26 protein-coding genes and 3 tRNA genes are annotated in these 26,329 nt (G+C 38.0%); 17 read left to right on the forward strand and 12 right to left on the reverse strand.

The window, feature by feature from the left end:
- Window position 1 precedes the first annotated feature (1 nt).
- Window positions 2-586, reverse strand: a complete 585-nt coding sequence (locus AC1M9L_RS02825) for an anthranilate synthase component II (RefSeq protein ID WP_092765952.1) — start codon at window positions 584-586, stop codon at window positions 2-4.
- 952 nt (window positions 587-1,538) lie between these two features.
- Between AC1M9L_RS02825 and glnA the strand changes: the two genes are divergently transcribed.
- The gene (gene glnA / locus AC1M9L_RS02830) at window positions 1,539-2,954 is read left to right on the forward strand and encodes a type I glutamate--ammonia ligase (RefSeq protein ID WP_171076768.1); all 1,416 of its coding nucleotides are present in this window, start codon (window positions 1,539-1,541) and stop codon (window positions 2,952-2,954) included.
- 95 nt (window positions 2,955-3,049) lie between these two features.
- Window positions 3,050-3,328, forward strand: coding sequence for a hypothetical protein (locus AC1M9L_RS02835; RefSeq protein ID WP_180028688.1), 279 nt, complete (start codon window positions 3,050-3,052; stop codon window positions 3,326-3,328).
- Window positions 3,329-3,358: 30 nt separating this feature from the next.
- Here AC1M9L_RS02835 and AC1M9L_RS02840 read toward each other — a convergent pair whose 3' ends face one another.
- Window positions 3,359-4,273 (reverse strand): polysaccharide deacetylase family protein, encoded by a 915-nt coding sequence (locus AC1M9L_RS02840; protein WP_481591267.1) that lies wholly within the window; start codon window positions 4,271-4,273, stop codon window positions 3,359-3,361.
- Window positions 4,274-4,432: 159 nt separating this feature from the next.
- On the opposite strand from AC1M9L_RS02840, the gene AC1M9L_RS02845 reads away from it, so the two are divergent.
- From AC1M9L_RS02845 to AC1M9L_RS02865, 5 genes are all read left to right on the forward strand, one after another.
- The gene (locus AC1M9L_RS02845) at window positions 4,433-4,924 is read left to right on the forward strand and encodes a chorismate--pyruvate lyase family protein (protein ID WP_481591268.1); all 492 of its coding nucleotides are present in this window, start codon (window positions 4,433-4,435) and stop codon (window positions 4,922-4,924) included.
- A 10-nt stretch (window positions 4,925-4,934) separates the two neighbouring features.
- Complete coding sequence (gene ubiA / locus AC1M9L_RS02850) at window positions 4,935-5,813, forward strand: 4-hydroxybenzoate octaprenyltransferase (protein WP_481591269.1); 879 nt, start codon at window positions 4,935-4,937, stop codon at window positions 5,811-5,813.
- A 77-nt stretch (window positions 5,814-5,890) separates the two neighbouring features.
- On the forward strand, window positions 5,891-6,103 hold the full coding sequence (locus tag AC1M9L_RS02855) for a hypothetical protein (RefSeq protein WP_481591270.1): 213 nt from the start codon (window positions 5,891-5,893) through the stop codon (window positions 6,101-6,103).
- Window positions 6,104-7,147: an alpha/beta hydrolase family protein gene (locus tag AC1M9L_RS02860; RefSeq protein ID WP_481591271.1), complete on the forward strand. Its 1,044-nt coding sequence runs from the start codon at window positions 6,104-6,106 to the stop codon at window positions 7,145-7,147.
- A 112-nt stretch (window positions 7,148-7,259) separates the two neighbouring features.
- On the forward strand, window positions 7,260-7,490 hold the full coding sequence (locus AC1M9L_RS02865) for a hypothetical protein (protein ID WP_051586562.1): 231 nt from the start codon (window positions 7,260-7,262) through the stop codon (window positions 7,488-7,490).
- On the opposite strand, the gene AC1M9L_RS02870 is transcribed toward AC1M9L_RS02865, so the two are convergent.
- The 6 genes from AC1M9L_RS02870 to AC1M9L_RS02895 form a co-directional block, all read right to left on the reverse strand.
- Complete coding sequence (locus AC1M9L_RS02870) at window positions 7,491-7,943, reverse strand: DUF2726 domain-containing protein (protein ID WP_481591272.1); 453 nt, start codon at window positions 7,941-7,943, stop codon at window positions 7,491-7,493. It abuts the gene before it with no gap.
- A gap of 65 nt (window positions 7,944-8,008) precedes the next feature.
- A tRNA-Asn gene (locus tag AC1M9L_RS02875) sits at window positions 8,009-8,084 on the reverse strand.
- Window positions 8,085-8,590: 506 nt separating this feature from the next.
- Window positions 8,591-8,666, reverse strand: a tRNA-Asn gene (locus tag AC1M9L_RS02880).
- A gap of 6 nt (window positions 8,667-8,672) precedes the next feature.
- A tRNA-Asn gene (locus AC1M9L_RS02885) sits at window positions 8,673-8,748 on the reverse strand.
- A 153-nt stretch (window positions 8,749-8,901) separates the two neighbouring features.
- The gene (locus tag AC1M9L_RS02890; RefSeq protein ID WP_481591273.1) at window positions 8,902-9,528 is read right to left on the reverse strand and encodes a superoxide dismutase; all 627 of its coding nucleotides are present in this window, start codon (window positions 9,526-9,528) and stop codon (window positions 8,902-8,904) included.
- Between the two features lie 161 nt (window positions 9,529-9,689).
- Window positions 9,690-10,448, reverse strand: a complete 759-nt coding sequence (locus AC1M9L_RS02895; RefSeq protein WP_481588532.1) for a Nif3-like dinuclear metal center hexameric protein — start codon at window positions 10,446-10,448, stop codon at window positions 9,690-9,692.
- Window positions 10,449-10,618: 170 nt separating this feature from the next.
- Here AC1M9L_RS02895 and AC1M9L_RS02900 point away from each other — a divergent pair, with 170 nt between their 5' ends.
- The gene (locus AC1M9L_RS02900) at window positions 10,619-11,806 is read left to right on the forward strand and encodes a trypsin-like peptidase domain-containing protein (RefSeq protein WP_481591274.1); all 1,188 of its coding nucleotides are present in this window, start codon (window positions 10,619-10,621) and stop codon (window positions 11,804-11,806) included.
- 235 nt (window positions 11,807-12,041) lie between these two features.
- On the opposite strand, the gene AC1M9L_RS02905 is transcribed toward AC1M9L_RS02900, so the two are convergent.
- The gene (locus tag AC1M9L_RS02905; RefSeq protein WP_481591275.1) at window positions 12,042-13,046 is read right to left on the reverse strand and encodes a Tim44 domain-containing protein; all 1,005 of its coding nucleotides are present in this window, start codon (window positions 13,044-13,046) and stop codon (window positions 12,042-12,044) included.
- A 131-nt stretch (window positions 13,047-13,177) separates the two neighbouring features.
- Window positions 13,178-14,566, reverse strand: a complete 1,389-nt coding sequence (radA, locus tag AC1M9L_RS02910; protein WP_035267023.1) for a DNA repair protein RadA — start codon at window positions 14,564-14,566, stop codon at window positions 13,178-13,180.
- A 187-nt stretch (window positions 14,567-14,753) separates the two neighbouring features.
- On the opposite strand from radA, the gene AC1M9L_RS02915 reads away from it, so the two are divergent.
- Entirely contained in the window at window positions 14,754-15,152 is a 399-nt protein-coding gene (locus AC1M9L_RS02915; RefSeq protein ID WP_481591276.1) for a hypothetical protein, read from the forward strand.
- Between the two features lie 58 nt (window positions 15,153-15,210).
- Here AC1M9L_RS02915 and AC1M9L_RS02920 read toward each other — a convergent pair whose 3' ends face one another.
- Window positions 15,211-16,569: an alanine/glycine:cation symporter family protein gene (locus AC1M9L_RS02920; RefSeq protein WP_481591277.1), complete on the reverse strand. Its 1,359-nt coding sequence runs from the start codon at window positions 16,567-16,569 to the stop codon at window positions 15,211-15,213.
- A 322-nt stretch (window positions 16,570-16,891) separates the two neighbouring features.
- On the opposite strand from AC1M9L_RS02920, the gene AC1M9L_RS02925 reads away from it, so the two are divergent.
- The 7 genes from AC1M9L_RS02925 (at window position 16,892) to mtlD (ending at window position 24,689) form a co-directional block, all read left to right on the forward strand.
- Window positions 16,892-18,289 (forward strand): amino acid permease, encoded by a 1,398-nt coding sequence (locus AC1M9L_RS02925; protein WP_481589701.1) that lies wholly within the window; start codon window positions 16,892-16,894, stop codon window positions 18,287-18,289.
- A gap of 139 nt (window positions 18,290-18,428) precedes the next feature.
- Window positions 18,429-18,623 (forward strand): LPS translocon maturation chaperone LptM, encoded by a 195-nt coding sequence (gene lptM, locus AC1M9L_RS02930; RefSeq protein ID WP_035267033.1) that lies wholly within the window; start codon window positions 18,429-18,431, stop codon window positions 18,621-18,623.
- Between the two features lie 47 nt (window positions 18,624-18,670).
- Entirely contained in the window at window positions 18,671-19,915 is a 1,245-nt protein-coding gene (gene lysA, locus AC1M9L_RS02935; RefSeq protein ID WP_481591278.1) for a diaminopimelate decarboxylase, read from the forward strand.
- A gap of 11 nt (window positions 19,916-19,926) precedes the next feature.
- Window positions 19,927-20,769: a diaminopimelate epimerase gene (gene dapF / locus AC1M9L_RS02940; RefSeq protein WP_481591279.1), complete on the forward strand. Its 843-nt coding sequence runs from the start codon at window positions 19,927-19,929 to the stop codon at window positions 20,767-20,769.
- Window positions 20,770-20,881: 112 nt separating this feature from the next.
- The gene (locus AC1M9L_RS02945; RefSeq protein WP_481591342.1) at window positions 20,882-21,802 is read left to right on the forward strand and encodes a tyrosine recombinase XerC; all 921 of its coding nucleotides are present in this window, start codon (window positions 20,882-20,884) and stop codon (window positions 21,800-21,802) included.
- A gap of 154 nt (window positions 21,803-21,956) precedes the next feature.
- On the forward strand, window positions 21,957-22,331 hold the full coding sequence (locus AC1M9L_RS02950; RefSeq protein WP_481591280.1) for a hypothetical protein: 375 nt from the start codon (window positions 21,957-21,959) through the stop codon (window positions 22,329-22,331).
- Between the two features lie 210 nt (window positions 22,332-22,541).
- Window positions 22,542-24,689, forward strand: a complete 2,148-nt coding sequence (gene mtlD, locus AC1M9L_RS02955) for a bifunctional mannitol-1-phosphate dehydrogenase/phosphatase (RefSeq protein WP_481591281.1) — start codon at window positions 22,542-22,544, stop codon at window positions 24,687-24,689.
- 86 nt (window positions 24,690-24,775) lie between these two features.
- Here the strand turns inward: mtlD and AC1M9L_RS02960 are convergent, their stop codons facing one another.
- Complete coding sequence (locus AC1M9L_RS02960; RefSeq protein ID WP_092765973.1) at window positions 24,776-25,270, reverse strand: Lrp/AsnC family transcriptional regulator; 495 nt, start codon at window positions 25,268-25,270, stop codon at window positions 24,776-24,778.
- A 112-nt stretch (window positions 25,271-25,382) separates the two neighbouring features.
- On the opposite strand from AC1M9L_RS02960, the gene AC1M9L_RS02965 reads away from it, so the two are divergent.
- Window positions 25,383-25,991, forward strand: a complete 609-nt coding sequence (locus tag AC1M9L_RS02965; RefSeq protein ID WP_481591282.1) for a LysE family translocator — start codon at window positions 25,383-25,385, stop codon at window positions 25,989-25,991.
- Window positions 25,992-26,329 lie beyond the last annotated feature (338 nt).

Here is a 26,329-nt window from a genome sequence, read left to right on the forward strand (position 1 = left end):
CTTACGCATAAATTTCTAAGAAGTTTTGGAAAATTTTGTGGCCATGTTGGCTGAGTATCGATTCTGGATGGAACTGAACACCTTCAACGGGAAGGGTTTTATGTTTCACACCCATAATTTCTTCCATAGAACCATCTTCTTCATTGGTCCAACACGTCACCTCTAAACATTCAGGTAAAGTCGCTTGATCAATGACTAAAGAGTGATAGCGAGTCGCTGAGAATGGAGAGGGTAGATTGCTAAAGATCCCTTGATCAGAGTGGTACATGTCAGATAAACGCCCGTGCATTACTTTTTTTGCACGAACAATATCTCCACCAAATGCTTGCCCGATACTTTGGTGACCTAAGCACACCCCAAGCAGTGGAATCTTGCCTGAAAAGTGTTGAATCGCTGGGATTGATATACCTGCCTCAGAGGGAGAGCAGGGACCAGGTCCAATGACGAGATATTTTGGTTGCCATCGCTCAATATCCTCCAAAGTCACGGCATCATTACGGACCACTTTTACTTCCTGATTTAACTCGCCAAAATATTGGACGATGTTGTAGGTAAAAGAGTCATAGTTGTCGATCATCAGAAGCATTTTAAGCTTAACCTCTTGAAATTTATAATTTAACTTAATTTAGCTTTGTTATTCACATTGATAAGATGCATCACAGGGTGTTGACTGCATCCTTGTCTAGTAACTCAAAGCGATTAAGTGGCAGTTATCATAGCAGATTCTTTTATCAGCGCAGGTTAAATTTTGGGGTTCAAAACATCAGCAATATTGATCACTTAAATCAAATTAATGTGTGAATGAATGGTTCTAGGTGAATAGCGCTAATAAATGAAATATTGATCTGAATCTAAAAGCTCATACGTGTTATTCATAAGTTTTTTTAATCATTGTGTTTGATGAGTGAGATTTGTGTTAAAAACAAACAAACAAAATGCACTCAGTAAATTTATAATTTATAAGATTTAGTCTCGCGGTCGTTCACTTTTACATCATTTATCTAAGATATTTAATTTTACTGAACTAATATGATGCACAAAATTTAGATTTATCATGGCTCGATGTGTATTAATAAAGTTATGATTGAGTTGGATTATTTGTCTTCCAAATAAAAATAAAATATTAAAATTTTTTATTTAATGATATATAAAACAATGTGTTAAACGCATGTGTCTGAAAATTTGATCCATTTTTCTAATTTATAAAAATTTATAAAATATATCGTTTGGTAAATTAGGTAATTAAATCCCTGAATAAACTTGACTTTAAGTTTAATAATTAAACGATCATGCTCTGAGATGCACCATTTTGATACAGGTTGTAAATAAATATTTTTTATTGCGATGAACTGTGCCTGAATATGGTGCATTTAGTTTTAAGCACAGTATAATAGTCGCAAAGCAAAGTGAATAAAGCTGTTAATCTGATAAGGATTTCAAGATTTTAGCTTTGCTTTTAAAAGTTGGTACGGTAATTGCTTTAAAACTACCAACTACTAACACGCACTAAATGTGCAACAAAAAATCATCGGAGCAAAATGAGCATGGCGAACAAGGTCCTACAACTCATCCAAGAAAGTGGCGCAAAATGGGTAGACTTCCGTTTTACGGACACTAAGGGTAAAGAACAACATGTTACTTACCCAGCAGATACTATCGATGAAGATACTTTTGAAGATGGTAAAATGTTCGACGGTTCTTCAATTGCTGGTTGGAAAGGTATCGAAGCGTCTGACATGATCTTACGTCCAGATGCTGAAACAGGTTTTATCGACCCGTTTTTTGCAGAGCCAACTGTAGTGGTGACTTGTGATGTTATTGAGCCATCTACTGGTCAAGGTTATGACCGTGACCCACGTTCAATTGCTCGCCGTGCAGAAGAATATTTAAAATCTACTGGTATTGGTGATACTGCTTTCTTTGGTCCAGAACCAGAATTCTTCGTATTTGACGAAGTTAAATGGGACATCGATATGTCTGGTGCTCGCCATACATTAATCGCTGAAGAAGCTGCTTGGTCTACAGGTAATTCTTACGAATCAGGTAACTCAGGCCACCGTCCACGCGTTAAAGGTGGTTACTTCCCAGTGCCTCCAGTTGATTCTCACCACGATATGCGTGCAGAAATGTGTGCGAAAATTGAAGACATCATGGGGCCAGGTCGTGTAGAAGTACATCACCATGAAGTTGCATCTTGCCAATTAGAAATTGGTGTGAGCTTCAACACAATGGTTCGTAAAGCTGATGAAGTACAACAGTTTAAATATGCTGTTTGGAACGTTGCTCATCAATATGCTAAAACTGCAACGTTTATGCCTAAACCTATGGTTGGTGATAACGGTTCTGGTATGCACGTTCATATGTCAATTTCTAAAGACGGCAAGAACTTGTTTGCTGGTGATGAATATGCAGGCCTTTCAGAAATGGCATTGTATTTCATTGGCGGTATCATCAAGCACGCACGCTCATTAAATGCGATTACTAACCCTTCTACAAACTCGTATAAGCGTTTAGTGCCACATTATGAAGCGCCAATTATGCTTGCTTACTCAGCGCGTAACCGTTCGGCTTCTATCCGTATTCCATACGTTTCTAGCCCGAAAGGTAAACGTATTGAAGCACGTTTCCCAGATCCAATGATGAACCCGTACTTAGGTTTCGCTGCATTGTTAATGGCGGGTATCGACGGTATTCAAAACAAGATTCATCCAGGTGAAGCTTCAGATAAGAATTTGTATGATCTACCTCCTGAAGAAGAAGCAAAAATTCCTACAGTTGCACACAGCTTGGATATGGCTTTAGAAGCTCTTCAAGCGGATCACGATTACCTTCTTAAAGGTGGCGTATTCACTAAAGAAATGCTTGATGCTTACATTGAGCTTAAAACTGAAGAAGTTCGTCGTCTTAATACGACAACTCACCCAGTTGAATTTGATATGTACTACAGCCTGTAATTCGTTCACGAATTTCGCTGTAAAAACCCCGCGCAATGCGCGGGTTTTTTGTATTTTGAGTTAAAATAAATGTAGTCAAATATGAGAAATATTTCATGGCAAAGCCACGTAAAAAGCACACGGGATTTTTTCCTTGGAATGATCCAAGTGACCACGAAAAAGGATTTAAGCTCAATTTTTCTGAAGTGACCTATTTGGAAGTTGGCAGAACCATGGAAGGCTATAAACAGGCACAATTTCTTGAACTGAGAAATCCTGATTTGGCTTTACAATTTGATTATCCAAATGAATTTTATATCAGTGCCGAAGGTTTTATTTTAGTAAAAACAGCACAAGGTAAATTTGAAGTGATTGCAAAATCAGACAGTGCTTGAATGTGTGTGTCTGCGCCTAAAAAATAAGATTTATTCCTTGTGATCATCCAAGTCATATTTGAGTAAGTTTTCACGCTCATAAGGTGCATCCTCAGCAGGATATCTTAAATTTTCAATATTTTGGCTCTTGGCGATAGACCATATAATACTCTCTCCAGCGGGGATATTAGAGCTGAAATTCTTATATAGTGGATTAGTATAAGCATCTGTTGCATTGATTATTTTCCAACCTTTGCTTTCTAAGGCTAGAATGATCTCGCCTAGAAACTGTCCATTAATCGCATTCGTATGGAGTAACAATACATGTTGAGGAGAGTGTTGAAGGGTTTGCAATGCGAGTGAGTCATAATATTCAGCTCGATCAAGAAGATGATCAATATAAGCACGCTTCAATCTTTTAATGTGTGACGTTTTTCCTGCTTTTAGATACGCTAGATATTTTTGATTATAAAACCAGTCACTTGCATCAATACTGACACCACCATGCTGGTAATGATTTTGTTTTAACCAGTTTTGGACTTGATCTCTTTTCGCAATATTATTGCCTTCTTTGAGATAGGGATATCTAAAAATTTTCCTATAGTTTTTTAAATCATGAAAAACCAATTCATTAATTTTAATGCTCTTGATGTAGTCTTTCGCCAAAACTTCAGGTTTATTTAAATTTTCGTGAAAAGCACTGTGATTGCCAACAATGTGTCCGTGTTTATCCCATTGACGTATTAAGTCTTTACCCGCATTGTCACCGATTTTGATGTAACTTGGGAAAATGATAGATTGAATATTTTTGTTTTTTAAATGCGCTAGTATTTGTTGATTAATGTGTGGAGCAGTAGGATCGATAGTTGGATTTAATCCATCATCAAAACTCAGTGCTAATTGACGAGCATGAGCTTGGGAAAGAAATAACAGTGATATAAATAAGTACAAGCTAAATTTAAGCATGTTTAATGAAGTTGTTTACGAATGAATGTTTATAGCATTTTTTGGGGGAGTGCAGTATGAAATGTGTGAGTGTGATGTCTTAAACTAAACCATAGGTTTGGTGCATTAGTTCTAAAGCTTGGGTACACTTGAGAGTATAAAATAATGGTAGTCTGAAATATGCTTGAAAGCCGTCAATTTAATCATCAGGAAAAATTAATGTGTCCTGAATTAAAAAAATGGTTGTATGCCTCAGGCTCACTTACCCAGCAACTGACAGATTTAGCTGATGGAATATTTAAAGTTCAACGAATCCAAGAGCGATTTCAACGTTTAAATTTTCATGATGCCAGCTGGATGGGTGTATCACATCAGCATACTTCTTGGGTTAGAGAGACTCAGTTATTTGGTTCTGATTGCGAACCTTGGGTAAAAGCGAAATCTATTTTTCCAATTACCAGCCTTCAAAAAAAAGCACGTCTCTTTCAACATATTGGAAATCAGCCTATAGGTCGATTCCTGTTCCAACGCACAGAACCGCAATGCCAACGTCGCGTGATCTTACTTGAGGATGGATGGACTAGACAGAGCTGTTATACTTGGCATGGCTGTAAATTTATTGTCCAAGAAACATTTTTACCAGCATTTGAACGTTTTATAAAAACTCATTGAGCTAGACTTTATGGCAACCGCACAAGCAATCACCTGGCGCGAGCGTTTAAGCGCTTACTACTATTTATGTCGTTTCGATAAGCCAATTGGTACTGAGTTAGTCCTGTGGCCCACCTTATGGGCGCTGTGGATTGCAGCTGGTGGAATACCTGATTTAGTGACACTGCTTGCCATTGTATGTGGCACTATTTTTATGCGTGCAGCGGGATGTGCCATTAATGATTTTGCTGATCGTAAAGTGGATGCACACGTAGAAAGAACCAAAAATCGTCCATTAGCCACAGGTGTGATTTCGGCAAAAGAAGCAGTTTGGGTGTTTATCGCACTGGTTGCTGCAAGTGCTTGTACATTGTTTTTCCTGCCTATTGAAACTTTTTATTGTGCCTTAATTGGGCTGGTACTTGCTTTCATCTATCCATTTATGAAGCGCTATACGCATTTACCTCAAGTGGTACTGGGGATGGCATTCTCATGGGGTATACCGATGTCATTTACTGCAATGGGGAAGCCTTTGGATTGGACGTGTTGGCTACTTTATTTCGGTAATTTGGCTTGGACTGTAGCTTATGATACTCAATATGCAATTACGGATCGCGAATATGATTTAAAGATTGGGGTTAAGTCGACGGCTATTTTGTTTGGAAAAAATGATATTAAAATTATCAGTTTATTGCAGGCGATGAGTGTTATTTTAATTGGTACTGCACTATGGCTTGAACACATACTTGTACCATTTGGATTAATCGCATTAGTGCTCGTGGTAGGTGATTTCATCTATCAATGGACTAAAACACGTGATAAAGATCCGCAATGGTGCTTCTGGGCATTTAGACATAACCGATGGGTGGGGGTGATGATCTTTATGGGGATTTTTATTGCATTAATTTAATCTTAACATTAAATAAAAATAAAATAATTAAGCATCCTAGTCGGATGCTTTTTTTTTATGTTTAATTAAAAGTACTCATGGAGAGTGATAATAATGAAGGGAAAGAATTATTGAAGTATGTGATTAAAAAAATGGTTATCGCAATGTGCTGTACGGCAGCATTACTCTTAACGGCTTGTAATAGTGATGATGATAAAAATATTTTTCAAGAAAAAGTGTTTGTTGCTGAGAAAGCTTATCAAAAATATAGTTTAGGGCAAGCTTCCAAAATCCAAATTATGACTTATTAAATGCCGAATGTTCTGGGTCAGAAAACTAAGGCTACAGCAATGGTCATGTTTCCTAAGACTGCTCAGCCAGAAGCAGGATGGCCAGCGGTGGTATGGGTACATGGAACAACTGGTGTTGGAGACGAATGTGCACCAAGCAATAATGTACTTAATTCGAATTTTGAAATTTTAGCGAACAGCCTTCTTAAAGAAGGTTATGTCATTGTAGCCCCTGATTATGAAGGTTTAGGAGTTAAGGGGATTCATCCTTCTCTTCATTTATCTAGTGCTGCACAATCTGCGATTCAGGCAGTAAAGGCAGTTCATCAAGCATATCCATCACAATTAAATAAATCTTGGATGTCTATTGGGCAATCCCAAGGTGGCCATGCGTCATTAGGAATTGCACAATATGCCAATAATGATCCGTATTTTAAAGGGGCTGTAGCGACTGCTCCAGCATCCAGTTTGGGTTACATTATTACCCAAGTCGCACCAAATGCCATTTCAGCGATAGAAAGTCAAAATAGAGATTTGGCAATCGCTATTTATTCAGAGCTATTAGCTTATGCTGCTTATACAGGCGTAGGGATTAAAGCATATGAACCTAGATTTTCATTAGCAACGATATTCCAATCTAGGTCTCAAGCTGTGGCAGAGAAAGCTGAGGGGGCGACTGGTGAAAATGGCATATGCTTGATGCCATTAATTGATGCATTTAGAACAGATATTAAGACTTATTTAGAATCAAATTCAACACAAAAAGTAATGGACTATCCTGGGTTAAAGGTTGGCTTTGAAAATGATCCAGTGGTGAGTAGTTTTTTAAGTAATAATCAGCCTGGAACTCAAAAATTCATGAAATCGGTTTATGTGGTTCAAGGTGAAAATGACACCGCTGTCCCATATCAAGTAACACAACAATTAGTAAATCAGTTAAATGGATTGGGGACTCAACCTCCAATTGTATTAGATATTGTGGCAGGAGCATCGCATACACAAGCGATTGTTGAGAAAAATGATGAGGTTGTTGATTTTATTAAATCGTATTTACCGGTGCGCTAAACGTGACTATGTCAGCTAGGGTGTTGCATCCTAGTTGACACTTAAAGCTAAAGTTTTTTCTATGACTTTATTCTGTTATATTGCCTCGGACTCAAAAACACAGGTTTTGTTGATGACTTCATCAAAAAAGAAATTCACCACTAAATTTATTTTATTGGCAAGTCTTGGTCCCCTTATCCCGTTGCTTATCATTGCGATCGCTTTTTTTGCAGTAAAGAGTGATGCAAAAAACAAAGCAGAGTACGATCGTTTACGTGCAGAACAGGCCGCGCGAATTGAAGCTAGAGAAAAACAAGAGCAACTTGAGCAGAATGCTTCATCTGTTGCAGAGCCTTTGAACTAATTATTTTTTAGCAAGAATGTCTTTTCTGAGACTTTGAATACTTGGGATATCGTTATAGCGAAATACTCGATATCCTGCTTCATAAAACATTTGATCGCGTTCAGCATCTTCTTGTTCCTTACCAAGATGACTGGGATCATCGAGCTCGATAATGGCGATAACTTTAAGCTGATCATCCAGTAAGACAAAGTCAGTCACTTTTCGATTAAATTTAGCTCGAATCTTTAGACTGGGGTTTGTGATTAAAGCGCTAAAAGCGACTTGAGCAAGCACATGGTATTGCGGAAAACTCTCTTTTAATCTAAAAAACATTTTACTTTCAAATGCGGTAATAATGCGTTTGGGGTAAAAGCGTTGTGGCTTTTTAAATAATTGTTGAAAGATAATGGTGAGCAGGGCAAGAGTTGCAATAACACCAATAATTAAGAAAGTAATTTGACTGGATTGAAACACAGGAATTCGTAAATAAAAGCACATATAAGAAAAAACCCACTCGATTGAGTGGGTTTTTAGAATCTTGGCTCTCCAACCTGGGCTCGAACCAGGGACCTGCGGATTAACAGTCCGTCGCTCTACCGACTGAGCTATTGGAGAATCTGGTACGCATTCTATGAGTCAAATGAAGAGAGGTCAAGCCTTAACATTGAAAAATATTAGAAATATGAATCAACTGATTTAAATTTAATCTAAGTGAAACGATCTATAGCTTTTTTAATAAATGGACATACTCTGCTTTGCTTTTCAGTGGATTCGCTTTACGGCATAAACTCATAAGTTCCATCATGGTTTGTTGTGATGATTCCACATTTACCTCGTTTTGAATTTTTTTAATCAGGAGTGTGTGTTCAGAGGATAATTCCGAAGTACAGTGATACAAACGTTCATACATAAGTGTAGGGGCTATTTTATTATGTTCAGATTTCTGAGTGCATTGAAATATAAAGATGAGACTGCCAACAAGTAGAGACCAGAAAATCAGTGATTTAAGCCAAGGTGTATTCATTTTTAGACTTTTTTAGAAAATTAGAATAATTTTATAGCAAATCAGAAATTTAGGGATAAAAAAAACCCAAGTCATTATGCTTGGGTTTTTAGAATCTTGGCTCTCCCACCTGGGCTCGAACCAGGGACCTGCGGATTAACAGTCCGTCGCTCTACCGACTGAGCTATGGGAGATTAGATTGGCTCTCCAACCTGGGCTCGAACCAGGGACCTGCGGATTAACAGTCCGTCGCTCTACCGACTGAGCTATTGGAGAATCTGATGCGCATTTTAGGGTTGAAATTACTAGTCGTCAACCAATTATTGTAAAGAAATGAATAGTTTGATTTATTAATACTCAAATCGATATAAATAATAAAAAAACCATCCTAAAAGGATGGTTTTTTAAACAAAATAAGACGGTTAAATCTTATTTTTCAACGCCAGCTTCTTGACCAGCATATTTCGCATTAGCGTAATCCCAGTTCACCAAGCTTTCTAAGAAAGTAGAAATATACTTAGGACGAGCGTTACGGAAGTCGATGTAGTAAGCATGTTCCCAAACATCGATCGTTAATACAGCAACTTTACCGTGAGCAAGTGGAGTATCAGCATTTGAAGTTTTCATGATAGAAAGTTTACCATTTACTTCATCAGCAACTAACCAAGCCCAACCTGAACCGAATTGAGTTGTAGCAGCAGCAGCAAATTCTTCAGCAAATTTTTCGTAAGAACCGAAAGCTTCGTCAATTTTAGCAGCTAAAGCACCAGTCGCTTTACCACCACCGTTTTTAGTCATACAGTTCCAGTAGAATGTGTGGTTCCAAACTTGTGCTGCGTTATTGAAGATACCCGCTTTAGAAGCATCACCAGCAGAAGCTTTGATGATTTCTTCAAGCGTTTTACCTTCAAGATCAGTACCTGCAATTAGGTTGTTTAAATTAACAACATAAGTATTGTGGTGTTTGTCGTGGTGGTATTCTAAAGTTTCTTTGCTGATGTGTGGAGCAAGATCTTCGTAACCGTACGGAAGAGCTGGTAAAGTAATCGTTGTCATGTTTTAAGTTCCTTGCATTGTGCTGGGTTTTACATCGAAGTGCACTTATTGTAATAGATTCTCACCATATTTTGCGCATTACTTATAAATAAGAATACAGAATAAAGCGTGAATTAATACGTATAAGCTCACTCCAATTTAAAACGCGTGGTTAAATCAATTTAAATAGGATTATTGAGTTCAACGTAATGATATTCAAGACCAAATTGTTCACAAATTGCTTGACCTAGTCGTTGAACACCATAACGTTCAGTCGCATGATGTCCACATGCGTAATAATGCACATCTAATTCTAAAGCTTGATAAAAGGTACGCTCACTAACTTCACCTGAAATATAAGCATCGCAATTTTGTTCGGCAGCTTTAGTGATAAAGTCTTGAGCACCGCCAGTACAAAATCCAACTTTTTGAATACTTGGTTTATCAGCCATCAAATGTATCGCATCATAATTAAGTTGTTGTGACACAAAAGCTTTGAACTCATCTGGTGTCATTGCATTTTTTAAATAGCCGATATTTCCAATGGGATGACGTTCACTCGGATCAAGTGCTTCAATTTGATCAAGATGAAGTAAATCTGCTATCGCAGCATTATTTCCCAAGCTAGGGTGGCTATCGAGAGGTAAATGATAAGCTAATAGTGAAATATCATGTTGAATGAGTGATTTAATTCGCTTGCCACGCATTCCTGTAATCGGAGATGGCTCACCTTTCCAAAAATAGCCATGGTGAACCAATAAAACATCAGCTTGTAGCTCGATTGCAGCATCAATGGCTGATTGAGAAGCCGATACAGCACAAACAATTCGCTTTACTTCTGTTTTACCTTCGATTTGCAGACCATTGGGAGCGTAATCTTTAAATTCATTGGCTTTTAGGGTCTGATCACACCATTGGATAATGTCGTTTAGCTTTGCCATAATGTTCTTAAGTCTGTGAAAATATAAAGATCAAAGCATATTTTTAATCTTAACTAAAGCCGAACAAAACTATTTTCACAATTTTAGGTATATAAATTTTTTTTGATTACAATATGCAGTCATAAAATACTTTTGTCATCAATAAATTAAAATTCTCAGAGGATATTAAAGTGCGCCGGTCCTTTACATGGTTACCATGGGTGTTACTCATTATTGTCATTATTAGTTTTGTCACATGGCAAAAACTAAATCAACCAAAGCCTCAAATAGCAGCTGATGGATATAAAATGCCAGCTGAAAAAGTAGAACCTTTGGTGGATACGACACGTTCTGGGGGAGTAGTGTCATACAATGCTGCGGTAAAGGTTGCAGCACCTGCAGTCGTTAATATTTTTACAACACAAACTGTAAAAAAAGTGGATCATCCGATTTTAAATGATCCTGTTTTTAGAGAATTTTTTGGTGGTCAATTACCTGAACGTTTTGGACAAGAACCAAATGAAAATAGTTTGGGTTCGGGGGTGATTGTTCGACCTGATGGTTATATTCTGACTAATAATCATGTGATTGCACAGGCTGACCAGATTGTTGTGGCTTTGTATGATGGTCGTCGAGCAGAAGCCAAAGTAATTGGAACAGATCCTGATACGGATTTAGCAGTCATTAAAATCGAAATGGACAAACTGCCAGTGCTTCCTTTCAAACTGAGTGGAAATGAAGTTGGAGATGTTGTACTCGCAATTGGTAATCCATTTGGCGTGGGACAAACAGTTACGCAAGGGATCATATCTGCGACAGAACGTTCGGGATTGGGTATAAATTTCTATGAAGATTTTATTCAAACCGATGCTGCTATTAATCCAGGTAATTCTGGGGGAGCACTCATTGATGTTGCAGGTAATTTGATTGGGATTAATACTGCAATTTTCTCGCAATCGGGTGGTTCTTTAGGAATTGGTTTTGCTATTCCTGCTAAAGTCTGCCAGCAAGTTCTGAATTCAATATTAAAAGAAGGCAGAGTAATTCGAGGGTGGCTAGGTATTGGTTTGGCGAATCCGACGCAACCCGATGTATTACAACCTCGTGAGAAGGGTGTAATTGTGAGCAGCGTCTATGAGTCTGGTCCTGCAGATAAAGCTAAGATTAAAGTCGGTGATCGAATCATGAAAGTAAATGATCAGGAGATCAACAATCCATCACAATTGATTAATTATGTTGCAATGCAATCACCGAATACCTCTGCAAAAATTGAGATTTTACGTGAAGGTAAGAGCCTCAATACTGAAGTGGTTATTGGTGAACGACCAGCTGAAACCAGCGATCGTAATAGCCAGTATATTCCATTACCTCGTCGTTAAATTAACAAGCCCCAGTAATATGGGGCTTTTTTATAATTCTTAGATTCTATATTGTTTCATACCTTTGAATGAATCTGAATAAATCTGCTATTTAATAATTAAATACGGTCATGCATTCCTAAGTGACGGTGAGATAGAGTTTTAACACATGCAAAATTGAATTCACTCAACAATGATTAAACAGTGTACGAAACAAAAAAAGCCAGTGGTTCACTGGCTTTTTTTGAGAATAAAATTAGCTTTCCTGTTGAATACCCGCAACCAACCAATCTTGACTAGAACCTGCTGGTTTAACGAAATGCCAAACTTCAGCAAACGGTTGTGGAAGGCTATTTAAGTCTTCACTTACCGTACCCGTGAAACGAACGCTGACAACGTATTGACCATTTTCAGTCGCAGAATCAACAACCATAGCATTCAGATTTGAAAACTCAGCTACGTCTTGATCTTGGTTACCCATAATATCGTTATACATCGATTGATAAAGATCAGGCGTCAAATAACGTTGAATCTCAGCAATATTACTTGCCGAATTCATTGATTGAATATGGTTGAAGCGTTGGCGTGCAATGCGTAAGAAAGCAGCTGGTTCAGTTCCGTCAGGTAGCTGACTTCCACTAGACATTGTTGCTGCACCAAAAGGAGCTTGTGGTGCTTGACCAAATGGCGCTTGAGATGCAGCTGTGCCACCGCCCACAGATTGACCAAAAATATTGGTATTGTCATTAGACACTGAAGGGCGAGGTGCAGCAGTTTGACCAAACGGTGCAGATTGTGGACCTGAACTGTTTGGTGCATAAGGGTTGTTAGCCGCTAATTTTTTTTTTGCTCCGAATTTACGGAAGATGAAGAACGCAGCAGCAGCAATAATCAACAACCATACCCAACTTGGGATACCACCTTCTTCCTCAGGTTGTGCAGCAACTTCTGCTTGACTTGCTGGAACAGTATCATCATCTGCTAAAGCATTTGCTGCGACTGCACCAATTGCAGCACCAGCAACACCAGCAGCGACCATACCACCCACACCAGGACCAGACTTTTGAGGCGCAGTCGCTGGAGCAGCAGGTTGTTGGGCAGGAGTAGCTTGACGTGGTTGCTGATATGATTGGGTTGGAGCAGCAGAACGGCTCATACCATGGCTTTTACCACCACCAGCACGTTTTGCTTCTGCAAAAGGCGCTACCATGAGTGTCGCCATTAAAATACCTGCAACTAAACTACGCTGTCGAACTTCCATCTAAAATTCCTATTTTAAAAAGTTAATTTCACACTGTATTTATGCAGTCTTTTGGCTTAAATTTCAACTTAAACCTCAATTTTTTTCAGTATTCATACACAGTGTATAGTTAAATAAATTGATCAGCTGAATTAATGTTCATCCGCTAAGCTCATCGCTTCAGTTAAAGCTTCATGTAGACGGGCAACGGCGATAATGCGAACACCAGGAATATCCTTTTGTGGTGCATTCGCTCTAGGGACTATAATATATTTAAACCCGTGCTTAATTGCTTCCTTCAACCGTTCCTGCCCGTTAGGTACGGGACGAATCTCTCCCGATAATCCCACTTCGCCAAATACAGCCAATTGCTGAGGGAGTGCTTTTGCTCTCAAACTTGAAGCACAGGCCAATAAGACGGCGAGATCTGAACCTGTTTCAGTAATTTTTAAGCCACCAACAACATTCACATATACGTCTTGACCAGAAGTTTGAACACCACCATGACGGTGCATGACGGCGAGTAGCATATTCAAACGGTTTTGCTCAAGACCCAATGCAACACGGCGAGGTTGACCATGCGCGTCATCTACTAGGGCTTGCACTTCAACTAAGAGTGGACGTGTGCCTTCTCGACTAATCATGACGATAGAACCAGGAATCGCTTCATCATATCGGCTAAGAAAGATGGCTGAGGGATTGGCAACCTCTCTAAGCCCTTTATCAGTCATCCCAAAAACACCGAGTTCATTGACTGCACCAAAACGATTTTTAACAGCTCGAATCATTCGATAACGTGAATCAGATTGACCTTCAAAATAAAGTACGCAATCGACCATGTGTTCTAAAACACGAGGGCCAGCTAAAGCACCTTCTTTGGTCACATGACCCACAATAAATAAAGCTGTTCCGCTGTTCTTCGCAAAACGTGTCAGAAGGGCTGCAGATTCTCGAATTTGAGAAACGCCGCCTGGCGCAGACTGTAAAGTTTCAGTGTATAAAGTTTGAATCGAGTCTAAGATCGCGACAGCAGGTCGTTCATGCGCTAATACTTCGCAAATACGCTCTACGCACGTCTCAGCCATCACTTTTAATTGATCAGTTGGAAGATCCAAACGATTGGCACGTAATGCAACTTGAGATAAAGATTCCTCACCAGTGACATATAGGGCGGAACTTTTCGCGGCAGCCATATGGGTTGCCGTCTGCAAAAGAATTGTTGATTTACCAATACCAGGGTCACCACCGATCAGTACAACTGAACCAGTAACAAGCCCTCCGCCTAAAACGCGATCAAATTCTCCAATCCCTGTTGCTAAACGTGTTTCGTGAGAAACTGAAACTTGATTCAATGTAGTGATTGATGCTGCTTGACCAGCATAACCGCCTGCAATTTTTGGATTTGCGCGATGCGTAATCGCTGGGGCAATGGTGACTTCAACTAAACTGTTCCATTCTCCGCATTCTGAGCATTGACCTGCCCATTTAGGATGATCTGCGCCACATTGTTCACAGCGATATACACTTTTTGCTTTAGCCATAACTTGATATAGGTTTTGTGATTTTCTATATGCTGAGCATACTGAGTAAAGATCGCGAAAACAAAAAAATATTGATCAAATTTAAACACAATAAGACAAGTCATGACGTGTGCTTTAACGAGATATTGAATTAAAGCGATCATGAATTAATTTATACTCATATCAAGAATCGACTGAGTTATTTGATATGCGCTTGTACGCCCAACATATTGATGCCATCGCACGTGAAATACAGCGTGATGTGCTGTTTATTCATTTTGAGAATTACACGGATGATCAGAATGAGGAAGAAAATATTCGAGATCTTGTGATTACATGGCTTGAACAACATGAAATTGAATTTGAGCCATGTCTAGGTTTGTCAGGTGAGGATGAAATTGATAGCTATCTGGGTGACCTATATCTAGATATTCCTTTTGATGAGCAAAATAAGCAGTATCAGCTGGTTAAAAATTATCTTGAAGATGAACGAGGCAATATGAAAATTGAACATGTTCTATTTTTTGTATTGAGCTTAGAGGTTGCGGAAGAAATTGCAAAGGATCAAGAGGAAAAACAAAATTTGAATGAGCAGAAATTTTCGTGAAAAGATAAAAAAGCCTCATCAATGAGGCTTTTTTATTGGTTTAATTCTATTAATTTGTTTAATAAAGCTCACCAGATTTTCGACGTTCAATAAAGTCTTTAGATTCTTTTGCAATGACTCCAGAAAGTAATAATAAGGCAATTAAGTTTGGTGCTGCCATTAACCCATTGAAGGTGTCTGCGAAAAGCCAAACTAAATCAAGTGTGACGACACAGCCTACAAATACCGAAGCAATATAAATGAGACGATAGATAAATACTGACTTTTCACCCAGTAAATAGGTGCAACATTTTTCACCGTAATAACTCCAACCTAAAATAGTTGAATAAGCAAAAAAGATGATTCCGAACGTAACAACCCAGCCCCCAAACCCTGGTAGTAATTTGTCAAAAACACTAATGGTCAAAACAGCCCCAGTTTGATCACCAAATGTTTGTCCTGCCATGATGAAACCCATAACAAGAACAATACCCGTAATTGAGCACACAATAATCGTATCAATGAATGTACCTGTCATTGAAACTAGGCCTTGACGGGCAGGGTGATCAGTTTTAGCTGCTGCCGCTGCAATTGGAGCAGAGCCCATACCAGCTTCGTTTGAAAATACACCACGGGCAACACCGTAACGAATCGCTGCACCGATGGCTCCACCTGCTGCTGCTTCACCTGTGAATGCATAGGTAAAGATCATTTTTAAAGCAGGAACAACTAATTCAAGGTTATTGAAAATAATAATTAGCCCGCCAATGACATAGCCTAGAGCCATGACTGGAACAATAACTGAGGATGCTTTGGAAATAGACTTAATACCGCCTAAAATCACCAATGCAGAGAAAATTGTAATAATGATGGCAGTGGTGAGCGTGCTTATACCCAAACTATTTTCTACTGCTAGTGCCACTGTGTTTGATTGAACTGAGCTACCAATACCAAAGGATGCTAATGTACCAAATAATGCGAAGAGGACTGCGAGCCACTTCCATTTCGCGCCAAGTCCTCGTTCAATGTAGTACATTGGACCACCAGACATTTCTCCTTTTTCATTTTTTATACGGTATTTGACCGCCAAAACACCTTCACCGTATTTGGTTGCCATACCGAAAAAAGCAGTCATCCACATCCAGAATACAGCACCCGGACCACCCAGTACACAAGCAGTCGCTACCCCTGCGATATTACCTGTACCAATCGTGGCTGAAAGTGCGGTCATGAGTGAGGCAAATTGTGAGATATCTCCCGAGTCTTTTTTATCTGGGTGTTTCCCGAACACTTGTTTAAATGCCAATGGAAGCATCCTGAATTGCCAAAAAAGTAGACGGAATGTTAAGAAAACACCTGTCCCAACAATCAGCACCAGCATATAAGGTCCCCAGACTAAGCCGCTGAGTGTTTCCATGATTGATTGTATTTCTTGCATAAATTACCTTCTTATTTTCCTGATTGTTTTTTACATGCATGATCAAGCAAGGGATATGCCATACTTTTGTGCGATCAAACACATCATTCCTTTTGATTATTTTTTGCACTTATATTTTTTACATATAACAACAAGATTTTCAATATTTTACTCAAAATAAGATAAATAAATATGATGAATAATTGATCACTCTGGTGATATATAAGAAAAATGAATTAATACTTTAAACTAATTAGAAAATATTGATCGTGCTAATTTTCTTTTTGAAATCTGATTTTTTTCAGTTAAGTTGTGCCGATTAATATATTTGGTGAATTTGAAAATGTCAGATCAAAATATAAATTCGCCTCAGCAAAATGGTGAATTACAACGAAGTCTATCTAATCGACATTTGCAGTTAATTGCAATTGGAGGCGCAATTGGAACAGGTTTGTTCATGGGCTCTGGGAAAACAATTAGCCTAGCTGGTCCTTCAATTCTTGTAATTTACATGATCATCGGTTTCATGGTTTTTTTAGTGATGCGAGCACTAGGCGAATTGTTGCTTTCAAATTTGCAATATAAGTCTTTTATTGATTTCGCCACGGATTTAATTGGACCATGGGCAGGTTACTTTGTGGGCTGGACCTACTGGCTGTGTTGGATCACCATTGGTATTGCAGATTTATCGGCGATCATTTATTACCTTCAGTTCTTCAATAATGGGATGCCTTTTAGCCCTGAAGAAGGGGTAATGATTAGCATCGCTGCAATCGTATTTATCATGGGATTGAATCTTGTTACGGTGAAACTGTTTGGTGAATTAGAATTCTGGTTTGCTTTAATCAAGATTATCGCAATTGTGGTTTTAATTGGCGTTGGCTTTTGGATGATATTTACAGGTTTCACTTCTACATCAGGTGAAATCGCAGCATTCAGTAATATTTGGTCACACGGCGGGATCTTCCCAACAGGTGCAATCGGTTTCTTGGCAGGCTTCCAAATCGCAATTTTTGCTTTTGTGGGTGTAGAACTGGTGGGTACAACCGCAGCTGAAACTAAAGATCCTGAAACGAATTTGCCGAAAGCTGTCAATTCGATTCCTATTCGAATCATTATTTTCTATGTTTTATCGTTGCTGGTGGTGATGTCGGTTACACCATGGAATACGATTGATCCGAATATTTCCCCATTTGTAAACTTGTTTAGTCAAGCAGGTATTGCAGCCGCTGCTATTATTATGAATTTGGTTGTATTGTCTTCAGTGATGTCATCGATGAACAGTGGCGTATTCTCAACCAGCCGCATGCTATTTGGCTTATCGCGCGAAACTCAAGCACCTGAAGCGTTTGGAAGACTGAATAAGCGAGCTGTGCCAGCGAATGCCTTGTATTTCTCAGCAGTATGTTTGTTACTAGGGGCAGCACTGCAATACTTCGTACCGAATACGGTGGAAGCATTTACTTTAGCGACAACACTTTCCACCATTTTATTTATTTGTGTATGGTTGATGATCATTTGGAGTTATGTGGTCTATTACAAAACACGCCCAGAACTTCATGCCAAATCGAAATTTAAACTACCAGGTGGATTGGTGACATGTGCGATTGTTGCTATATTCTTTATTGGTATGATTGGAGTATTGGCTTTAGAAGATGATACTCGCCGTGCATTGATGGTGAGCCCGATTTGGTTTGTTATTCTGATCATTGGTTATTTTGGTTTTTATAAGAAAAAATAAAAACTTATAAATGATTTGCAATTTAAGTCAAAAGAAACGTCAGTAAAAACTGGCGTTTTTTTATTTCTGTTGCGTTAAATACTTTGGTGAATTAGATGATCAAGGTATACTTCTATAAATTTTACTGATAGGTGTAGGTATGCGTATTTTGATCGGAGTTATCAGTGCAGCCGTTGTTTCAATTTTGGCTGGATGTGGTCAGACTGGTGCATTACAACTACCCAGTGATCCAAACTATGACAAGCGAGCACAATATTTAATTTATAAAAACAGTGATCGCCCAAGTCAGGATCAAGCTGAACCTAAAGCAGATGCTGTACCTACTCAAGATTAATATTCATTTATTTTTTTTCTCCAGCGCAATTTAGAAAGGATACATCCATGAGTTTCCCTCGCATTCAAGGGGTTTTGCACGCAGAACAATGTTCATTGGATCAACTTGCTCAGCAATTTGGTACACCACTTTATGTTTATTCAAAAGCAACTTTTGAAAAACATTATTTGGATATGGATCGTGCTTTTAATTTTATCGATCACCAAATTTGTTTTGCAGTGAAGTCAAACTCAAATATCGCTGTTCTAAATGTGTTGGCGAAACTTGGTTGTGGGTTTGATATCGTGACTGGTGGTGAATTAGCACGTGTTTTACGCGCAGGTGGTGACGCTTCTAAAATAGTCTTCTCTGGTTTGGGCAAGTCTGAAGCTGACATTCGTCAAGCATTAGAAGTGGGTATTGCTTGTTTTAATGTGGAATCATATGCAGAGCTTGACCGTATTCAAAAAGTTGCAGCAGAACTTAATGTAAAAGCTCCAATTTCACTTCGGGTAAATCCAGATGTTGATGCCAAAACACATCCATATATCTCGACTGGTCTTAAAGAAAATAAATTTGGTATTCCTTCTGATTCGGTATATGAAACTTATCAGTATGCAGCAAGTTTAAGTCACTTAGATATCGTAGGAATTGATTGTCATATTGGTTCACAATTGACTGAAACTCAACCTTTTGTTGATGCACTTGATCGTGTCATGAACATGATTGAAGCATTGAAAAAATTAGGGATCAACCTCAAACATATTGATATTGGTGGTGGTCTTGGTGTGACTTATAAAGATGAAGTTCCACCGACAGTTGAAGAATATGCAAATGCTTTACGTCCTGCATTAGAAAAACTTGGTCTTAAAGTGTATATGGAGCCAGGGCGTAGTATTTCGGCGAATGCTGGCGTATTGGTGACGAAAGTTGATCTTTTAAAACCAACCAATCATCGCAATTTTGCAATTGTTGATGCAGCAATGAATGACTTGATTCGTCCTTCTTTGTACGAAGCTTGGATGGATATCCAAGAGGTTAATCAAAATTCGAAAACTGAGAAAAAAGTTTGGGATGTGGTTGGTGCGATCTGTGAAACAGGTGACTTCCTCGGTAAAGAGCGTGAACTTGCGATTCAAGCGAACGATCATTTAGCTGTTTTGGGTGCAGGTGCTTATGGTTTTGTGATGAGTTCAAATTACAACAGCCGAGGTCGTGCAGCAGAGGTGATGGTTGACGGTGATCAAGCACACTTAATTCGTCAACGTGAAACGATTGAGTCTCTGTGGGAACGTGAGTCCTTATTGCCTTAAGGAGACAATAGATGTTGCTAGAATTTACTAAAATGCATGGTCTAGGTAATGACTTCATGGTGGTTGATTTAATCAGCCAACGTGCTTATCTAGATCCTGTCATGATTCGCCGGTTGGCTGACCGTAATTTTGGCATCGGTTTTGATCAGTTATTAATTGTTGAAACACCAGACCATCCGAACGTTGATTTCAAATATCGCATTTTTAATGCGGATGGTTCTGAAGTTGAGCAATGTGGCAATGGGGTTCGTTGTTTTGCCAAATTTGTTCATGATCGTCATTTAACCAATAAAACTAAATTCAAAGTGCAAACAAAGGCGGGGATCGTCGAGCCTGAGTTGGGTGCGAATGGATGGGTGCGTGTGAACATGGGGTATCCGAAGTTCTTACCGAACCAAATCCCATTTCTAGCAGAAGCGCCTGCTGCTTTATATGATTTAGCTTTAGCGGATAATGAGACGATCAGCATCGATGTTGTCAATATGGGAAATCCGCATGCAGTGACCATTGTTCCAGACGTGTTAACTGCTGATGTTGCTAAAATAGGCCCTCAAGTGGAATCTCACGAACGTTTTCCTGAGCGTGTAAATGCTGGATTTATGCAGATCGTTGATGAAAAATATGCTCGATTACGAGTTTTTGAACGTGGTGTGGGAGAAACATTGGCTTGTGGTACAGGTGCATGTGCTGCTGCTGTCTCAGGTATGCGCCGTGGTTTATTGTCTAGCAATGTGGAAATCGAACTTGCCGGCGGTAAATTGCTGATTGAATGGAAAGAGGGAGATGTAGTTTGGATGACTGGTCCAACTGCAACGGTTTATGAAGGTCGTTTGGATCTACGTTATTTTCAATAAAACTTATTTCCTGAGTAAAAAGCCCTGAAATTCAGGGCTTTTTACTTTATGATTTGTTGGAATGCCCATGAGTATTGATGATCAGACATCAATTCAACAGAGAGAAAGCCAAATGCAATATGGCGCAATGCAATTGCTGTCAATATGGTTGAAAGAAAGAAAGATTCAAAATCAATCTGAGCATACGCTTGAGGCGTATTTCCGTGATGTGTCTGGTTTTATTGACTTTTGTTATGAAAAGAAAATTGAATTAAATCAGGTTGAAGCATCTGATTTACGAGAATATATGGCTTATAAGGTTGAACAACATCAACTCAATAGTGCAAGCTTACAACGTCATTTAACAGCCATTCGTCAATTCATGAAATGGGCTGTGGAAGGGAAATATCTATCGAATAATCCCATTCATGATTTTAAGTTAAAAAGACAGCCAAGGCCTTTGCCGGGTATGGTTGATGTCGAAACGATTCAGCAAATTTTGGATCAACCTGCACCTGAATCCTCTCAAGATCATCTCTTGTGGTTAAGAGATAAAGCTATTTTGGAGCTGCTTTATTCAAGTGGTTTACGATTAGCCGAAGTACAAGGATTGAATATTCGAGATATCGATTTTACACGACAATTACTTCGAATTACGGGTAAGGGAAATAAAACTCGGGTTGTTCCTTTTGGTCTGAAAGCGAAAACGAGTTTAATCGAATGGCTTAAAGTCCATCGTATCTGGTGTGGGGAAATTGAATTGGATTCTCCAGTTTTTATTACTAAAAAAGGGAGTCGATTGACCAATAGGCAGATTGAAAATCGAGTCAAATTGCAAGCACAAAGAGCGGGCGTAAATGTGGATTTACATCCTCACTTATTGCGACACTGTTTTGCTAGTCATCTGCTTTCAAACAGTGGTGATTTACGAGCAGTTCAAGAAATGCTAGGTCATAGTAATCTATCTACGACACAAATTTATACTCAGTTAGATTTTGATCGTTTGGCACAAGTCTATGATAAAGCTCACCCTCGGGCGCAGAAAAACAATTAATTGTTTCGACCAAAGTTGACTGACGAAACCCATAAAATTATTTTTTAAAATGTCATTTATAAGGTATAAGAAAGTATAAAACTTAAGCGTTCAACATTTATTCAATAATCACTATCAATCTAAGGATTAATTAAAGGATAAGTTAGGTCAAATCATGATTGACAATATTGATCAAAAGTATCAGCAACTCTCTTCAGCACAAAAAGACATTTTTGCAGGTTATGGTTTACGTCAGGTGAAACATTTTGTGGAAATCAATTTACCGATGATTGAAGCCGCTCTACCTAACAATGCCTATGTGGAGGGTATTAATACTGAAGGAAAAATCCAAGCGATTGATCCAGTAGCATCTAAGACTTATTTGTGGATTTCTGATCAGCAATGGCAAGAAAGACCTATTGCAGATCAAGGAGTTGATTTGAAAGAAGACTTTATTGAAGTTTGGAAAATTTTTGAATTAGAACAATATCCTATTATTGAATTGAGTCACATCCATCGTGATTATTTGGCGGCGCTCAATCAAGCTTGAAAAAATTGATTTAAAAAACAGGGCTAATAATTTTAGCTCTGTTACTTCATAGAAAAGTAAATTTACCTGTTTCCAACAACCCAATACATAAAGATAAAAGTATTGATTAAATAATAATCAATTTTGTTTCATATATTTATTCTGCCCATTTGATTCAGTCAAATTCTTTACACTTGTCTAGTTATTTTGAATTTTTTTGGAGAGGGGTAAATGATTAAATTTCATGAAAATAATATCCATGCCGCCATTCTTGATATGGATGGCACAATGTTTGATACGGAGCGACTTCGTTTTCAAACGTTGAAGCAAGCATCATTAGAACTCATTGGTGTCGAATTTACAGACGCCTATTTATTATCTTGTTTGGGTTTAAGTGCTCGTAGTGCCGAAAAACTGGCAAATCAGCAATATGGTCAAGAAGTACCGTATGCGGAAATTAGAAAGCGAGCAGATCAGCTAGAACTTGAGCATGTAAGAAAATACGGAGTGCCGATTAAATTTGGACTCATGCAAGTTCTTGAACGTTTAAGAAAGTCCAATCTGAAAATGGCAGTAGCAACTTCGAGTCGACGTGAAATAGCTGAAGAGTATTTAATCAATGCCAATGTATATAAATTTTTCGACATTATCGTATGCGGCGATGAGGTTGATAATGGAAAACCACACCCAGAAATTTTCTTAAAAGCTGCTGAGCAACTGAACATTGATCCAACTTTATGTTTAATGTTTGAAGACTCAGAAAATGGAGTGATGTCGGCGTTTGAAGCGGGTGGATTAACGGTATTACTTCAAGATATCAAAGAACCTAATTCAACCATGCTCGAAAAAGCGAATTTCTTTTACGAAAGCATGCATGATTTTCTGGAAGATTTGAATCAATTTACACCAAAATTAAAAATGCCTGCTCTATTTGACTCTTTTCCTCAGACTTTAAATCAGCATGTCGTGGGGATACATGGTTTTGGGGCAATAGGTGGTGGCTATATTGCCCAAGTATTGTCTCATTGGGATGGATATACTCGACCAAAACAAATCTATGCTTCAACGCGGAATTCACTCTATAGAAATAGTGTGAATACTTTTGGTGGTTACAGTATTCGTTATGGGCAACACTCTCATGACGAGCGAATAGACAATATAACCATCATAGATGCATCAAATATTGAAATGATGCAGCACATGTATATTGAATCAAGTTTAATTGCACTGTGTTTACCTGAAAAGGCAATCGAGCAAGAGGCTAAAACCATTGCTCAAGGGTTGTATGCGCGTTATATCCATTTTGAAGAACAGTTGAATCCTCTAACAGTTTTAATTGTTTTAAACAAAGTAGGCGCAAAATCATTAATTGAACAACAGATTTGTAGTGCTTTGCATGAAATTACGGATGCGAAGACAGTCAATATCATCATGTCGCAGCACTATTTTTGCGATACAGTAGTCAATCGAATGGTAGCGAAAATTACAGATCAAAAACTATTTAGACAGTTAAAAATCAAATACAATATTTTTAGACATGTGCAGGATGAGCATGATTTAGACGTGACGGATGTGGATGAAGGGACGCGTTTAAATGCTGAACAAGAACAATTGGCTACTCAGTATATTGACGATCTATACGAAAAATTCAAATCGGCGCATATTCTACAGAATCTAGAATTAATCTTATTTCATGCCGAAACAGATATGCCACTTTATGTAGAAAATAATAGCCCTTTATTGGCAAAAATGCGCCAAATGATTCTAGTTGAAGAGATTGAAGAGATACAGTTAATCAAAAATCGCATGTGGAATGGTGTGCATGCAATGACAGCATGGGCTGCAAGTTTTCGACAATATAAAACGATCGGGATTGCACTGTCTGATGAGCAAATTTCTAAATTTATGTTGGCTGTACTCCATGAGGTTAAAGTTGGATTAAAGGATCTACTACCACATCGAAAAGAAAATTTAGAATTGTTGGCGAAGAGTTTTATCGACTCTTGTGAGACGGCTTATAAAGACCCATGTGATCGAGTGGCACGAGACCCATATCGTAAGTTAGGTTTTGGTGAGCGGGTACTATCTTCATTGGCATACAATTTTCAACGTGGCAAGCCTTATCAGGAAATTTTCAAAGGGCTTGTATTGGGTTATGCATACGTTATATTGAAGCAAAATCAACGATTTGAAGATGTGATTCGGCATTTTGCTAAGCAACTTAGTCAAACTGAATTGGAACTTGAGGATCAATTGTATTTGCAGGAAGAGCTGAAACGGAGACTCAAAATTTGTGATCCTAAATTGAGTGAATCAGTGGATCAGCATGTACTTTTAGAAAAAATTTTGAATGAAAAAATCGAGGTTGAAAAAACTTAAAGCATTGAACATTTAACTTTTTAACTTGATCAAAATGGATAATCGGTCCGATCTGAAAAGTCAGTCGGATCGATTGCTTTATGGTGTCAAATTGATTGCAGGGGCAGTTGATAGCTTTGTTTAATGATTTGACTGGGTAAATCCGTTTTCACACTGGTAATCCCATTTTTTTTGGTTAAGTGTTCTGACTGAAATTTACGATAGTTCTCCAAATCAGGTACGACAACTTTTAACATCGCATCACATTCGCCCAAAATAATATAGCACTCCATGACTTGAGGGAGTTCTTTCATCGCCTCAATAAAAGTATCGATGGTTTCAGCGTCTTGTCCCACCAACCAAATACGCGAAAATAGAATAAGTTGTAATCCGATTTTTTGAGGATCAACAATGGTTGTGTATTGCTGGATGACTCCAGCATCTTCGAGAATTTTTACGCGTCTTAAACAAGAGGATGGTGATAAGCCAATCTCTTTGGCTAAATCATTATTTTGAATTCGACCGTTGGTTTGAAGTTCATGAATGATACTTTTATCGATGCGATCTAATTTAACTGAAATTGATTTAGATATTATTTTCATATATTAGAATTAAATTCTAAAAATTAAAGAATAAATAGAATATTTGAAATCCAATTTTATGTAAATTCGAAGATACTTTTTTTTCATTTTCATTAATGATGGAAGAAATAAAATGTCTACCTATTGGTTATTTGCTTTGACAGTTATCCCTCTTATTTTTACGCCTGGTCCGGATATGTTATTTATTCTGTCACAGGTAATGGGTAAAAATGCGAAAGCAGGCGTTATGGCGACTTTAGGGGTGTGTTTGGGTTATTTCGTCCATTCTTTTTTAGTCGTTATGGGTATTGCGGCTATCATTATTTCTTTCCCTATTATATTTGAAACGATCAAATGGTTAGGAATCTGTTATTTGCTTTATTTTGCTTTTAATTTGATTCGATCTGCGCTTAATCACAAAAATATTGAAATTAAACAAAGTCAGGTCAATAGTCCGATTAGACGCGGTTTTATAACATCCTTACTTAATCCTAAAGGTATGCTTATTTATTTTGCGATTTTGCCTCAATTTATTAACCAGCATACCTCTTCGATTATGGGACAGGGGATTGTCTTATCCCTAATCTTCATTGGATTATGCTTAATTATTTATTCATCATTGAGTTTTGTATTTGCATTTTTGACACAGAAAACAGGGATAAATGAAAAAAGTCAAAAATGGATTGATGGTGGTTCGGGAGTGATGCTTTCATTGGCAGCAACATGGCTCATTGTGAATTAAGATTAAAAAAGCGCAAACCAATGTCTGCGCTTTCTATTCAAATAGAATTAATTTTGGTTAAATTATACTCAAAAAGAATAGCTGTTATTGTAATTTTTGCTGTCTGTTATGACATTTTTTACCTCAAATTTGGTGATTTACGCCAACGCATTTCAACGTAAAATAAGAGTCTACTGCATCAATTCAACTGATGTAGTTAATAAATTAAAAAAATATTAAAAATCAAAGTTTAATTTTTTACAAAAAATATTGAAAAGCTGACAAATTTATTAACAAAATAATTTTGTGAACGCTCCGTTCAACGAAAATTACGCTTTTTTACAGCAGTTTTGTGAATT

It is taken from the genome of Acinetobacter sp. ANC_7511, from assembly GCF_056779975.1.